This window comes from Wolbachia endosymbiont of Drosophila innubila (genome assembly GCF_021378375.1).
GTDB classification, from domain to species: domain Bacteria; phylum Pseudomonadota; class Alphaproteobacteria; order Rickettsiales; family Anaplasmataceae; genus Wolbachia; species Wolbachia pipientis.
Map to the genome: position 1 here is coordinate 1 of NZ_CP076228.1, position 13,581 is coordinate 13,581.

The following is a 13,581-nucleotide window of genomic DNA, read 5'->3' on the forward strand; positions in this document are numbered from 1 at the left end:
ATGAACTTAACTAGCCCTAAGGTTTCTACTATGTTTTTTGATCAGATTATTACAGTAACGGATCACAATGTTACTTGGGAAAAAATCCAAAATTGTCTTTATAATCTTTATGGAGAAGCAACATATAATAGCTGGCTGAGTTCACTAAAATTTGTCAGTAGCAGAAATGGGGAAGTTCTTTTATCCGTGTCAACAAGGTTTATAAAAGAGTGGATTACAGTTCATTACATGAAAAAAATATTATCATTATGGCAAAGCGAAGATAAAAGTATACGTTCTATTGATATTCAAGTAATTGAGGAGAGGAATTCAAATTTTAATGTTATACTAAAAAACAGAGAGGAAAGTAATCATAATCTTGGTTCGCCGCTGGATCCAAGGTTCACCTTTGATAATTTTGTAGTGGGAAAGCCAAATGAATTAGCATTTACGGCGGCAAAGCGTGTGGCAGAATCTATAGATCCAATATTAGGCAGCAATCCTTTGTTTCTATATGGTGGAGTGGGACTTGGTAAAACACATCTAATGCATGCTATAGCTTGGCACATAGTCAATTCCCCATCAGCAAAAAGAAAAGTGGTGTATTTATCAGCAGAGAAATTCATGTACCAATATATTACAGCGCTGCGAAGCAAAGATATTATGTTATTTAAAGAGCAATTTAGATCAGTAGATGTATTGATGGTAGATGATGTGCAATTTATCAGTGGTAAAGATAGTACACAAGAAGAATTTTTTCACACTTTCAATGCATTGATAGACCAAAATAAACAATTGGTTATATCAGCTGATAGGTCTCCTAGTGATCTTGATGGAGTGGAAGAAAGAATAAAATCACGACTCGGTTGGGGGTTGGTGGCAGATATTAATGAAACAACTTTTGAATTAAGGCTTGGTATATTGCAGGCAAAAGTGGAGCAGATGAATATGTATGTTCCGAAAGATGTCCTAGAGTTTTTAGCAAGGAACATAAAATCTAATATAAGAGAATTAGAAGGAGCATTAAATAAGGTTACCCATACCTCATTAATTGGAAGAAGTATGACGGTAGAATCAGCTAGTGAAACCCTAATCGATCTTCTTAGGTCAAATCATAGGTCAGTCACAATAGAAGAAATACAAAAGAAAGTAGCTGAATTTTTCAATATAAAGGTTGCAGATATGCAATCCAATAGAAGGCTTCGCAGTCTTGCAAGGCCAAGACAAATAGCTATGTATTTTGCCAAAAAATTTACGCAAAAAAGCCTACCAGATATTGGGAGAAACTTTGGTGGCAGAGACCATGCTACTGTTATACATGCAGTAAAACAAGTAGAAAATTTTATAAAGACCGACTCAAAATTTGCTGATGAAATCAATCGATTAAAAAAAATGTTTAAGTAGCGTTTTTAAAATAGCTAATAACAAATCCTAAAATGAATCGACTATAGTTTTAATCCGTTTAAGTTTAAAATCTTCTGTTAGCTTCGCAGAATACATTTCCTTATTGTGTTGATTATAGAAGGTAAATTCGTGATCATCTAAATTTAGTATTGCAAAGCCAAAGCCAAAAAAGTTTCTAACCTCGTGTGCTAAGTAGTTTTTACCATTTGAATAGTCAAATTCTACATTTTGATAAACAGATTCTTGATCTTGAGCGTGTAATGATGCACCACCGTTTCCAACTATAATTTGGTCTGGAACATTATCCATTAATAAAATCTGGGCTATATGAATGTGGCCAGAAACTATGGTAGTAACATTGCTTGGAAATTTATCTCCAAAAGCTTCGATTTGTGTAAGATTACCATGGCTTTTTAATGTCAAAAATTCTTTTTTTGGAGATCTCCAAAGCGGTTTATGAGTTAAAAACCACATGGGCTTGTCAGAACTATTTTGTATCAATTTATCAAATTGCCTCTCAAAAGCATCAATTGTGCTTTGGGTTGTAAAAATATCCTCACCGGATGAAGAGTCGAAGATAAAAAATTTCATCGGTCCAGCATCTAAGGACCAACTAGAAACGAAGTTTCCACATTTTTCAGACGAAAAGGGGTATGAATCTAGATACCTGAACCATCCTTCATAAGCTCTATCACAACTCTCATGGTTTCCACGAACAAAAAGGAAAGGGGATTGTGATAAAATATCCTTTGCAGGCTCAAACCAATCAGCGTACCAAACTTCTTTATTATATCCATAAATATCGCCACACTTTTTTGTATTTCTACATTTTGTTTGTCTATAATGATAATCACCAACATGGATAATTAAATCTGGTTTATGAAGGGCGATTGAATCTAAATTTTTTTTTAAAGGCCAGCTATCTACCGAATTACATTCCTGCTGAAATAACATATTTATTCTACAGCCCGTGTCACCAATGAAAGCAATTTTATTAACCTTTTTTGGTAATATAGGAACCCGTAGATCCTCAATACTAATGTTTTTGGCACTTGTTTGTACTGTCAGTTCACAAACTGTTTCGTTATGACCACCATTGTTAATTAAGCTGCGATTCAGCATTTCTGTTTCCTTGCCATCAACATAAACAATGGGACACATGTCATTGTCCGTAATTGCGCGTATGCTTAGTTTATTTTCTGGGATAACTTGAGACCATGTGTATAATATTTGTGCATGGACGAAATGAAAGCTAGTTATAAGAGAGAGAGCTAAAAAAATAAAGATATTAGCTATATTCATTTGTATAAAAACCTAAGTTAAAAATTAGTAGTAAGGTTATCTTAAATGATTAAAATTTATAATCACAAAATTCATAATCAAATTATACAAACAATTTCTAAATTATTCTAGTATCAGATTGACACTCTAGATGAAAAATTCTAAAATGATTAAGTAATTTAAAATAATTATATAAAAACTAGAATATAGTGCGGCCGTGGTGGAATTGGTAGACACGCAGCGTTGAGGTCGCTGTGGCTCATAAGGCCTTGGAAGTTCAAGTCTTCTCGGCCGCACCAGTTTTTATCGCTGTTTAATATGGGTAAAAATGTTTATAGGAAATCAGAGTAGCAATAAGGTAGAAAGAGCTATCAGCGAAATCAGGCGCGGTCGGCCAATTGTAATATATGATGAAAGTAATTACCTATTGTTTGCTGCTGCTGAGGCTTTAGAAAGAGATTTATTTAATCAATACAAGCTTACATCAAGTAATGTATATGTTACTTTAACTTCAAGTAAGGTAAAATACATATCTCAGAATAAAGAACATAACAGCAAACGTCTGTTGGTGAATAATTTTGATGAACTGCTCTATTTAATAAACTGTTCAAAGGAAGATTGCATAAAAGAGTTGCAATGCTCAAAGACAATAGATGAATGTGCTATTGCCTTGCTTAAGTTCTCAGAATTATTGCCATACGCGTTAGTGGCTGATATGACTTTTGAGAATAACCATGAAATGCGAAATTGGTGCGAGAAAAATGACGTTATTGCACTGGACACGTCATTCATAAATAATTTTCAAGAAAATCAGGATGTATATGAAGTGTGCAAAACATCATTATTTTTAAAACAGACTCAAGAAGTAAATATCATATCTTATAGAACCGAAAGTGGTGGAAGAGAACATCATGCAATTATCATTGGCAATCCAGATAAAGATGACGAACCATTAGTGAGAATTCATTCTTCGTGCTATACGGGTGACTTGTTAGATAGCTTGTCATGCGATTGCAGAAGTCAGTTACATCAAGCAATTCAAATGATAGCTGACTCTGGAAGTGGTATTATATTGTATTTGATGCAAGATGGAAGAGGCATTGGTTTAACTAATAAGTTAAGAGCGTACAGTATGCAAAGAGGACATAATCTTGATACTGTTGATGCAAATAGAATATTGGGTTTTGAAGATGATGAAAGGAGTTTTGCTGTTGCAGCTAAAATGCTTAAGAAATTGAACATTAACAAAATCCAATTACTTACAAACAATGATAGGAAATTGTCAGAATTGGAAAGTAGTGGTATAGGAGTTACAAAGTGTCTACCACTTATTGTGGAACGTAATAAATATAACGATTCATATATGGAGACAAAGTTTGGTAAATTAGGCCATAGATTAAGAGTTTTTTAGCTTTTTTGCTGTAACTACTTTGTTAATTTGCTATGTTTATTAACATAAGTTAAGATTTTTAGGAATACTAAAATGCTAAGATTTTTTAAGCGAGAAAAAAATACTGAATCCTTAGATAAGGATATAAATTGGAATTCAAACCGCTACAGCACAGTTATTGCTCAAAGGAATATTCTACTTTTATTTGCATTAATATTATTAGCAACGATCTCTATCAGCATATTAGTCATATTTAAAATTAGCACAAGTAGCACTATTGAGCCATTTGTTATAGAAATTGACAAGAAATCAGGAATAGTGCAATTGGTTGATCCTGTCACAGTAAAACAGTATTCTGCAGATGAAGCGCTAAACGATTATTTTATTTCAGAGTATATAAAAGCAAGGGAGGTTTTTGATCCATATCATTATAATTATAACTATTATACAAAGGTGAGGTTGTTTTCCTCACCTGATGTGTATAATGAATTTAGAAATTATGTAGGATCGCAGAATATGGATGATCTTTTTAATTTATATTCAGATACCAAAAGTGAATTTAAAATTCGCTCAATTCAAAAGTTGGGTAACGATGCTCTTCAGGTGAGATTTTTTGTGGAATTTACACGGAAAGATAGAAGTTCTACGAGAAAAAATAAGATAGTTATTATGTCATATAGATATGCATCGCTTGAAATGGATGATCAGCAAAGATATATTAACCCATTAGGATTTCAAGTTATTTCATATAGAGTAGATGATGAATATGTATAGGATATTATTAGTTTTAGCTTTACTTGTAAGTGGCAATTTAAACGCATCCATTAATTATAATGAGCCTATTTCTATAGATAGTAGAATAAAGACTTTTGTGTATAGCCCTAATGAAGTATTTACGGTGGTTTTTAGTCAGGGTTACTATTCTTATATTGAATTTGCGGAAGGAGAAAAAGTTAAAAATATCGCTGTTGGTGATGCATCAAGTTGGAAAATTAATCCTTATGACAATAAATTGCTTATCATGCCATTTGAAGTTAGTAGTCGCACTAACATGATTATTACGACAACTAAAAAAAGAAATTACATTTTTGATTTAATCTCAAGGCCAAACTACGATAAATACCCGGATACTGATGCTAAGAAAGTAGATCACGATTATTCTGCTGAAAAGGATATATCTTACGTAGTACGTTTTTATTATCCTCAAGAAGAAGGTGAATTTGATGTTGATTTAGATGAGGTTTCTTTACCTACTCAAATGCAATATACTACAGACAAGCTAGAAAAAATAATACAAGAAAATGATACGAAGTACAATTATACATATATTGATGAAGGTGGTAATGCGGATATAGTTCCGATCGAGTTATTTGATGATGGTTATTTAACCTATTTAAAATTTAGAAATAATAATAAAATACCTCAGGTTTTTGTAGAAGGGGAGGATAAACCTTGTAAAAGGCTGTTATTTGATGATTATGTTATAATAAAAGGAGTACATAAAAAGCTATTTATGCGTTATGAAGATGGTGAAGTTGAAATTATAAATAGGTCACTTTAGCTGTGGTACATGCAATATGAATAAAGAAAGGCGTAACAATTCAGAAGATGAATCAGAAATAGAGAATAAGGTAGTAACAGTTGGCTCTAATCAAGGTCATAGGGCATTGATGGTCATTATTTTAGTGCTTCTGGCTGGTGGAGTGTATTATCTCTATTTTAGTCCTTCTCCTAAAGAGGGTTCAGAAGTTATTAAAAAAGAGGAAACAAAGCAAAACGTTCAAGAATTGAAAGGAAAGTTGGAACAAGTTCCAGATAATGTAATGGTTCCTGAAAGAATAATAACTGATCCCTTACCACCCTTACCTCCTCTTCCTACACCACTAATCATACCAGAAATAAAACAAATTAGAAAAGAAGAAGTGATGAAAAAAGAAGAAGAGAAACCAAAAGAAACTCCTGTGTCAAATATACCTATTTTGCCAAAGCAAAATTTTCCTTCTAGTAATGTTATGGGCAATTTACCTACCTCGTTTCCTACAATAGGGGGTGGCGGTTATCCTAGAGACAGACGTAGTGCACAGATGTTGACAATTTCAGGTGGTAGTGGAGAGAACAAGGCTGCTGATGCTATTTTATCCGACACTTCAGCACAATCGAGCAAAGCTACCAGAGTAGGAAAGCTTGGTTTAATGATTACTCAAGGTAAAATTATTGATGCTGTTCTTGAAACTGCAATAAACTCTGATCTGCAAGGAATGCTGCGTGCTATGGTGAGTAGAGATGTTTATGCAGAAACTGGTGATACAGTTTTAATACCTAAAGGCTCAAGATTGATAGGCAGTTATTCATTTGACTCGAATGTTGCTAAATCTCGTGTAAATATAAACTGGAATAGAGTGATTCTGCCACATGGAATAGATATTGCAATCTCATCACTTAGTACTGACGAGCTTGGTAGAGCAGGAATAGCAGGAATAGTTGATAACAAAATAGTAAGTGCGTTATTCTCTTCGGTGACACTTGCTGGTGTTTCGATTGGTTCTGCTGTTATAGGGCAAAAGGCTTCTAATCTTGTTGATACGCTAACTGTCAGAGATGCAGTAAAGTCTATCACTGCAACCGAAATAGATTTTTCTTCTCTCCAACTCATTATTGACCCAGAAAAGAAGATATCTAGTGACAAATGGAAATTAGGCCTTGGGGCTATCGGAAGAATTCGGAGTGCCAAAAGCAGACAAGATTTACTAAAAATAATGAAAGAGGAAATAGCAAAAGCACTAGGAATTGAAGAAGACGAGGTAAATATAAGCCTGGAAATTGTAAATCAACTGTTAGAACAAATTCAAAGAAAAAGCAAGTCTGTTTATGATGAAGCAATCGGGAAATCAATCGAGGATTTTTCTAAAGATATGCGGGATGTAGTGGGCAGATATACAGATAAAAAACCAACTATTTATGTTGATCAAGGCACTGCATTGAAAGTATTTGTTAACCAAGATATAGTATTTCCTCCACAGGCAATATTAAATCAATGAAATGAACTATGCTGCACTTGATACATATTTGGAGCCATTACAAGGCATATTTCAAGAAGAAGGCGTAAATGAAATATCAATAAATAAGCCAAAGGAAGTATGGATTGAAAATCGCGGTGAAATAAGGTGTGAAAAATTAGAAGTATTCGATCTTAACCATTTGAAATCTCTTGGCAGACTGATTGCTCAAGCTACAGAACAAAAACTTAGCGAAGAAGCGCCGTTACTTTCGGCAACATTACCAAATGGTTATCGTATACAGATAGTATTTCCGCCAGCATGTGAACCTGATAAAGTAGTCATGTCGATTCGTAAGCCTTCTAGCATGCAGTTAGCACTCGATGATTACGAAAAAATGGGGGCTTTTTCTGAAACTGTTACAGAAGCAACTGATAATCCAGTTGACCGTCATTTGGATTTATTGTTAAGGCAAAAAAAAATAAAAGAGTTTTTAGAATACGCTGTAATAAGTAAGAAAAATATTATAATTAGTGGTGGAACTTCCACTGGTAAGACTACTTTTACTAATGCTACTTTGCGTGCTATTCCAGATGAGGAAAGAATTATTACTGTTGAGGATGCAAGGGAAATCGTTTTGAACGATCATCCCAATAAAGTCCATCTAATTGCCTCTAAAGGAGGGCAGGGCAGAGCAAAAGTAACCACTCAAGATTTGATAGAAGCGTGCTTACGTTTAAGGCCAGACAGAATAATAGTTGGTGAGCTCCGTGGAGCGGAAGCTTTTAGTTTTCTTAGGGCGATAAATACTGGTCACCCTGGATCAATATCAACCCTTCATGCGGATAGTCCAACAATGGCCCTTGAGCAAATAAAACTGATGGTTATGCAAGCAAACCTTGGCATTCCTCCAGACCAAATTATACCATACATTAGAAATGTGATTGATATTGTTATTCAGCTAAAAAGAACCGGTGGGGGCAAAAGAAGCATTTCTGAGATATTATTTACTAGATCTGCGAGCGAAAATGCTTAAATTTATACATAAGTTAAGGAAGAGTAGTTTATGAGTAATAGAAATCACCTACGTAATATTCTCATAGGAGGTGTAGTAGCTTTTAGCGTACTTGAGTTTTGCTTCTATCTATCTGGTATATTGTTTGTTCTGTTTGCTGATGGTCCGGATGCTGTGGATTTTAAGGCAATTAATCCTAGTTTGACGCCTTTCCCTCAAGCTCTTTGGCCAACGATTTTTGATCATATACAATATTGTTGGCATCATCCAGAGTTATATAGCCTTGAGCTCAAAATCACATTAATTATATCTTCTGCACTGCCTATCATTGTTTTAATGATTATCTTATGGAATTTAAGAGAAAGGATAATTGAGTGGCGACCATTTAAAAAGAAGGAATCACTTCATGGAGATTCGCAGTGGGCATCAGAGAAAGACATACGAAAAGCAGGATTAAGAAGCAAAAAGGGATTATTGCTTGGTAAAGATAAAAGAGGATACTTCATTTCTGATAGGTTTCAGCATGCATTGTTATTTGCACCTACAGGTTCTGGTAAGGGTGTTGGCTTTGTAATTCCTAATTTATTATTTTGGACTGACTCGGTAATTGTACACGACATAAAATTAGAAAACTATGAAATAACAAGTGGTTGGCGAGAACGACAAGGACAAAAAGTATACGTATGGAATCCAGCGCAGCCAGATGGAATAAGTCACTGTTACAATCCATTACAATGGATTAGTGAAAAACCTGGGCAGATGGTTGACGATGTGCAGAAAATAGCTAACCTAATCATGCCTGAACAAGACTTTTGGCAGAATGAAGCAAGAAGCTTATTTGTTGGAGTGGTATTATACTTACTTGCTGCACCAGAGAAAGTTAAATCTTTTGGTGAAGTTGTGCGTACGATGCGTAGTGATGACGTGGTTTATAATCTTGCTGTTGCTCTTGATACAATGGGTAAAATACTACACCCTGTAGCATATATGAATATTGCAGCTTTTTTACAAAAAGCTGATAAAGAAAGGTCAGGTGTTGTATCAACCATGAACTCATCACTTGAATTGTGGGTAAACCCATTGATTGATACTGCAACTGCGTCAAGTGATTTTAATATTCTAGATTTTAAAAAGAAGAAAATTACAGTTTATGTTGGTTTAACTCCTGACAACTTGACTAGGCTCAGGCCTTTAATGCAGGTTTTTTACCAACAGGCAACTGAGTTTTTATGTAGAAAATTGCCATCGGATGACGAGCCTTATGGCGTATTGTTTTTAATGGATGAGTTTCCTACACTTGGAAAAATGGAGCAATTTCAAACAGGTATTGCATATTTTCGTGGTTATCGAGTTAGGTTATTCTTAATTGTTCAAGATACTGAGCAGCTCAAAGGAATATACGAAGAAGCAGGGATGAACTCCTTTTTGTCAAACTCGACTTACAGAATAACTTTTGCAGCCAATAATATTGAAACAGCTAATTTAATATCGCAACTTATAGGAAACAAAACTGTACAACAAGAATCGTTGAATAAGCCTAAATTTTTAGATTTAAATCCTGCTTCAAGGTCATTACATATCTCTGAAATACAGAGAGCATTGCTATTGCCTCAAGAAGTTATTATGTTGCCACGTGACGATCAGATAATTTTAATAGAGTCGACTTACCCAATTAAATCAAAGAAAATTTTGTACTACAGTGATACCACCTTCACAAGAAGGCTGCTCAAACAAACTCGTGTGCCTACACAAGAACCATATGACCCAAACAAAGTTCTTTCTGCCGCTGCGAGCAAAGATAAGGTTAATAACGAGGGGAATAATGTTCTTGAGGGACCTAATTCAGTTGATTATCCTGCTGAAACTAAAACCGAAGATGCAGTATATGATGAATCAGATGAATTTGCAGACGAAGATATTGATGATGAAGATATCGACGATAAGTTTGAAGATGATGACGAGGAAGATGAGGATAGGAGCGATGATGGGTTTGATGACGAAGAAGAGGAGGATGAATTTGAAGATGAGGATAAATTAAAAAATGACGAGAAGTAAGGTTAACTTTGCCTATTTTTAGCTCAGAAAAGTGCAAGTTATGCAAATAATTAGGTTTTTCATATTAAGCCATTTTTAATTAATTAGTATTAGATTAGCTATTTTAACTAGGGGAGTAGTAATGATTAGTAAAAAAACATTAGCGGTTACAGCATTTGCTTTATTGTTGTCACAACAATCTTTTGCAAGTGAAACAGAAGGGTTTTACTTTGGTAGTGGGTATTACGGTCAATATTTAAATAACACAAGCGTACTAAAAACAAGCACTACAGGTATCAAAAATTTGTCTATAAATGACAGGGGTGCTCAGAACACAGAAGGTCAGTCACTAAGTGAGTATAAAGGAGATTATAATCCACCTTTTGCTGCAAATGTGGCATTTGGTTACACAGGGGAATTGGGTAACAACAGCTATAGGGCTGAATTGGAAGGGATGTATTCTTCTGTAAAAGTGGATAATATTGGTTTAACAAGTAGCCAAATAACTGTTTCATACCTAAAGGAGACTGATGAGGATTCTGATAAAAAAACTTATCTCTATGGTGCTGCAGTTAGTCATGACCAAATTGAGAACATATCTGTAATGGCAAATGTTTATCATCATTGGAAAAGTGACCGTTTCTCTTTTTCTCCTTACGTTGGTATTGGGATCGGTGCAACAAGAATGACGATGTTTGAAAAACCGTCAATAAGACCCGCAGGTCAATTAAAAGCTGGCTTTGACTATCGCATAAACGAAGATGTAAATATGCATATCGGATATAGAGGTTTTGGTGCTATTGGTAGCGATATTAAGCTTACAGCAAAAAGGTTAGGACAAGTGGTAGACGACTTTAATAATAATAAAAAAAAGAAGCTTAATCCTAGCTCAGGTAGCAAAGTAACTGAGGAAATAAATATAGGTAATCAACTATTTCACACACACGGTATAGAGGCTGGTCTTACTTTCCATTTTGCCAGCAAAGCTTAAACATGTTGCCCTTTAAAAAATGCATAAAACCGTTCCTGTCGTCCTATGGCTTGACCATAGGATCTAGTGAAATATAGATCCAAGTAGTCACGCTACTTGGATGACTAGGTAGAGGGTACTGGGATGATATAGGATAATATGGGATGAAGGCAAAAAAACATTAGCTATGTTCTTTTCACAACAATGCATCTCTTCATTCCCGCTAAGTCATATACATATTCCTGAAAAGCTAATTCGTATGAGGGGATTATTTTGTCAATATTGCTTTGATCTTCACCTATCTCCAATATCGCAAACCCATTTTTTTTAAGGCACTTTCTCAATATTGGAAAAATGCTCAAGTAACAGCTCAAACCATCAATACCACCATCAAGGGCAATTCTTGGTTCCTTTTGCACTTCAGCTTGCAAGTCTTTCAATTTGCTTCTTTTAATATATGGAGGATTACTGATTATAAGATCGAATGAACCTCTGCACTCTGTCCACGAACTTGGAAATATTTTGGCTCTGCTGAGAAGATCATGTTTTTTTGTGTTCTGATAGGCAACTTTATATGCTTCCAAGCTTTTTTCAAAACCGACGCCAACAGCATATTCATACTCACTAAGTACGGATATCAATAAACAACCTGTGCCTGTACCAAAATCTGCAATTTTTAGTTTCTGTTTTTTGTTTGGGTAATATTTTAACACTGCTAGGATTATTGTTTCACTATCTGGCCTTGGATCTAAAACATGCTGGTTAACTATAAAATTTTTACTCCAGAATTCACGATTACCTATTATTTGCGATATTGGATATCTTTCCGCTCTTTTTTTTGTTAATTTCCAAAATAAAAGTTCTTTCTCCATCGGCACTTGATCAGCATGGTTCACAATTATAAATGATCTTTCCACTCCAAGTACGTGCTGCATGATGATTTCACAATCTAAATGTGGTGATTCAACTTTATGTGACGATAATAACTCCGATCCTTCTTGAATTAAAGTGCTGATTGTTTTCATTATTCTAAAAATATGTTTCTTTCAGCCAAAAATAGCAAGATGAGCTTCCAGTTTAGGGTAGCTGCACTAAATCCCAGTGTCAAGCACGCAGCTGTACGAACATTGCAATTTGCAGATCCAAGTAGCTTGACTACTTGGATCCAGCTAAGTTGGTGAGCATAAAAGTATAGCTAATGCGAGCTTTACGTCATACCGTCACGGTATCTCTAGATTCCGCTAACACGTAGCGGGACGACGAGGTCAGGGTGTCATCCTAGTACCTTCTCCTGTCATCCCAGTGCCCTGACTACTTGGATCCAGGAAAAAGAATGGTGTCATCCAAGTAGCCTCCCTCCCCTGTCATCCCAGTGCCCAGACACTGAGATCCAGAAAAGTTTGCTTGTAAGCAAGCAAACTAGCACAGAAAGTGGTTACAACATTTTCGATGAGATTATATGGAAAACTGGATTCCAGTGTCAAGCACTGGAATGACACCTTCCTGCCCAGTTCATGTTGCCATAAATATTAAGAAATTTACCAAGCAAAAAAAAGGCAAAAGAAGCCCTAGTCATTGTCTATTTTCAGTATTGGCGTTTTTTAAGTCTTAAACACTGCAATTTAGCTGCTTTTAAATGCAACTCACCTTAGTTTAAATGTTTAAGAAATTTACTAAGCAAAAAAAAGGCAAAAGATATCCCGTATTAGCTAGTTGTCACTCTCTAATCTTGCAAATTGGCGTACTATACTGTCTTAAACGCTTTATAAGCGCGTTTCAGCTTATATAGGTAAAAACCCAGAAATGTTGTGAAGAAGTAAAGTGTGCATAGTGCAAAAAATTAAAAATAAGACGCCAATTACGTAATACTGTTGTCATTTAATCTGCACAGATTGAAGATAAATGAATACCTTCAGTACCATGATAATGGGGCTGGCGAAGGGTGTCAAGTAAGTTTTTTCGTTTCTACTGAATGACAGTTGTGGCTTGGGAGGTAGTGCAAGAAGTCTACTGATGGCTTTCAAGGCAGTTGAGCTTAATTATTAGAGTAGTAATGTTTATTTTTATATTGACTATTGAGGTTTATTATTTTATAACTAAAAACTTAGTTATTTTAATGAGCTTGAGTTTATAACATATGCCTACGATAAATCAATTAATACGTAAGGGTAGATTAGGATTGACCCATAAGAAAAAGGTACCAGCTTTGGGAGAAAGCAACCCTCAAAGGAGAGGTGTTTGCACTAAGGTGTATACTACAACTCCTAGAAAGCCTAACTCAGCACTCCGTAAAGTAGCCAGAGTAAAAATTAGTGGGTATGGTGAAGTGACGGCTTATATACCTGGTGAAGGTCATAATTTACAAGAACACTCTGTTGTTTTGATACGTGGTGGGCGGGTTAAAGATTTGCCAGGTGTGCGTTATCACATAATAAGAGGTGCCCTTGATCTGCGTGGTGTGCAAAATCGAAAGAAAGCTCGTTCAAAATATGGTGTAAAGAAATCTGGTTAA

General features: G+C 35.1%; 12 protein-coding genes and 1 tRNA gene. 11 read left to right on the top strand and 2 right to left on the bottom strand.

What is annotated here, in order from left to right:
* On the top strand, positions 1–1,383 hold the full coding sequence (dnaA, locus tag J4T77_RS00005) for a chromosomal replication initiator protein DnaA (RefSeq protein WP_010962298.1): 1,383 nt from the start codon (positions 1–3) through the stop codon (positions 1,381–1,383).
* Between the two features lie 27 nt (positions 1,384–1,410).
* Here the strand turns inward: dnaA and J4T77_RS00010 are convergent, their stop codons facing one another.
* Positions 1,411–2,685 carry a metallophosphoesterase gene (locus J4T77_RS00010; protein WP_190321089.1) on the bottom strand — a complete coding sequence of 425 codons (1,275 nt, stop codon included), beginning with the start codon at positions 2,683–2,685 and terminating at the stop codon, positions 1,411–1,413.
* A gap of 190 nt (positions 2,686–2,875) precedes the next feature.
* On the opposite strand from J4T77_RS00010, the gene J4T77_RS00015 reads away from it, so the two are divergent.
* The 8 genes from J4T77_RS00015 (at position 2,876) to J4T77_RS00050 (ending at position 11,090) form a co-directional block, all read left to right on the top strand.
* Positions 2,876–2,963 (top strand) — tRNA-Leu (locus tag J4T77_RS00015).
* Positions 2,964–2,992: 29 nt separating this feature from the next.
* The gene (locus J4T77_RS00020; protein WP_010082649.1) at positions 2,993–4,075 is read left to right on the top strand and encodes a GTP cyclohydrolase II; all 1,083 of its coding nucleotides are present in this window, start codon (positions 2,993–2,995) and stop codon (positions 4,073–4,075) included.
* Positions 4,076–4,147: 72 nt separating this feature from the next.
* Positions 4,148–4,828 (top strand): VirB8 family type IV secretion system protein, encoded by a 681-nt coding sequence (locus J4T77_RS00025; RefSeq protein ID WP_190321090.1) that lies wholly within the window; start codon positions 4,148–4,150, stop codon positions 4,826–4,828.
* Positions 4,815–5,615 carry a P-type conjugative transfer protein VirB9 gene (virB9, locus tag J4T77_RS00030; protein WP_174515708.1) on the top strand — a complete coding sequence of 267 codons (801 nt, stop codon included), beginning with the start codon at positions 4,815–4,817 and terminating at the stop codon, positions 5,613–5,615. Before J4T77_RS00025 ends, virB9 begins: the two co-directional genes overlap by 14 nt.
* A gap of 16 nt (positions 5,616–5,631) precedes the next feature.
* Positions 5,632–7,092, top strand: coding sequence for a TrbI/VirB10 family protein (locus J4T77_RS00035; RefSeq protein ID WP_010962301.1), 1,461 nt, complete (start codon positions 5,632–5,634; stop codon positions 7,090–7,092).
* Between the two features lies 1 nt (position 7,093).
* Positions 7,094–8,086, top strand: a complete 993-nt coding sequence (gene virB11 / locus J4T77_RS00040; protein WP_010962302.1) for a P-type DNA transfer ATPase VirB11 — start codon at positions 7,094–7,096, stop codon at positions 8,084–8,086.
* Between the two features lie 30 nt (positions 8,087–8,116).
* Positions 8,117–10,120, top strand: coding sequence for a type IV secretory system conjugative DNA transfer family protein (locus tag J4T77_RS00045; protein ID WP_095742602.1), 2,004 nt, complete (start codon positions 8,117–8,119; stop codon positions 10,118–10,120).
* A gap of 121 nt (positions 10,121–10,241) precedes the next feature.
* Entirely contained in the window at positions 10,242–11,090 is an 849-nt protein-coding gene (locus tag J4T77_RS00050) for a P44/Msp2 family outer membrane protein (protein WP_190321091.1), read from the top strand.
* Positions 11,091–11,254: 164 nt separating this feature from the next.
* Here the strand turns inward: J4T77_RS00050 and prmC are convergent, their stop codons facing one another.
* On the bottom strand, positions 11,255–12,094 hold the full coding sequence (prmC, locus tag J4T77_RS00055) for a peptide chain release factor N(5)-glutamine methyltransferase (RefSeq protein ID WP_010962305.1): 840 nt from the start codon (positions 12,092–12,094) through the stop codon (positions 11,255–11,257).
* Between the two features lie 434 nt (positions 12,095–12,528).
* On the opposite strand from prmC, the gene J4T77_RS00060 reads away from it, so the two are divergent.
* Both J4T77_RS00060 and rpsL read left to right on the top strand, forming a co-directional pair.
* Complete coding sequence (locus J4T77_RS00060) at positions 12,529–12,681, top strand: hypothetical protein (RefSeq protein ID WP_007549315.1); 153 nt, start codon at positions 12,529–12,531, stop codon at positions 12,679–12,681.
* Positions 12,682–13,206: 525 nt separating this feature from the next.
* Complete coding sequence (gene rpsL / locus J4T77_RS00065; protein WP_006279787.1) at positions 13,207–13,581, top strand: 30S ribosomal protein S12; 375 nt, start codon at positions 13,207–13,209, stop codon at positions 13,579–13,581.

Coding starts and splice junctions, on each gene's coding strand:
- virB11 (WP_010962302.1), top strand. CDS start 7,094: ATGAACTATGCTGCACTTGATACATATTTGGAGCCATTACAAGGCATA.
- J4T77_RS00045 (WP_095742602.1), top strand. CDS start 8,117: ATGAGTAATAGAAATCACCTACGTAATATTCTCATAGGAGGTGTAGTA.
- J4T77_RS00020 (WP_010082649.1), top strand. CDS start 2,993: ATGTTTATAGGAAATCAGAGTAGCAATAAGGTAGAAAGAGCTATCAGC.
- J4T77_RS00035 (WP_010962301.1), top strand. CDS start 5,632: ATGAATAAAGAAAGGCGTAACAATTCAGAAGATGAATCAGAAATAGAG.
- J4T77_RS00010 (WP_190321089.1), bottom strand. CDS start 2,685: ATGAATATAGCTAATATCTTTATTTTTTTAGCTCTCTCTCTTATAACT.
- J4T77_RS00025 (WP_190321090.1), top strand. CDS start 4,148: ATGCTAAGATTTTTTAAGCGAGAAAAAAATACTGAATCCTTAGATAAG.
- J4T77_RS00050 (WP_190321091.1), top strand. CDS start 10,242: ATGATTAGTAAAAAAACATTAGCGGTTACAGCATTTGCTTTATTGTTG.
- J4T77_RS00060 (WP_007549315.1), top strand. CDS start 12,529: ATGGAAAACTGGATTCCAGTGTCAAGCACTGGAATGACACCTTCCTGC.
- dnaA (WP_010962298.1), top strand. CDS start 1: ATGAACTTAACTAGCCCTAAGGTTTCTACTATGTTTTTTGATCAGATT.
- prmC (WP_010962305.1), bottom strand. CDS start 12,094: ATGAAAACAATCAGCACTTTAATTCAAGAAGGATCGGAGTTATTATCG.
- virB9 (WP_174515708.1), top strand. CDS start 4,815: ATGAATATGTATAGGATATTATTAGTTTTAGCTTTACTTGTAAGTGGC.
- rpsL (WP_006279787.1), top strand. CDS start 13,207: ATGCCTACGATAAATCAATTAATACGTAAGGGTAGATTAGGATTGACC.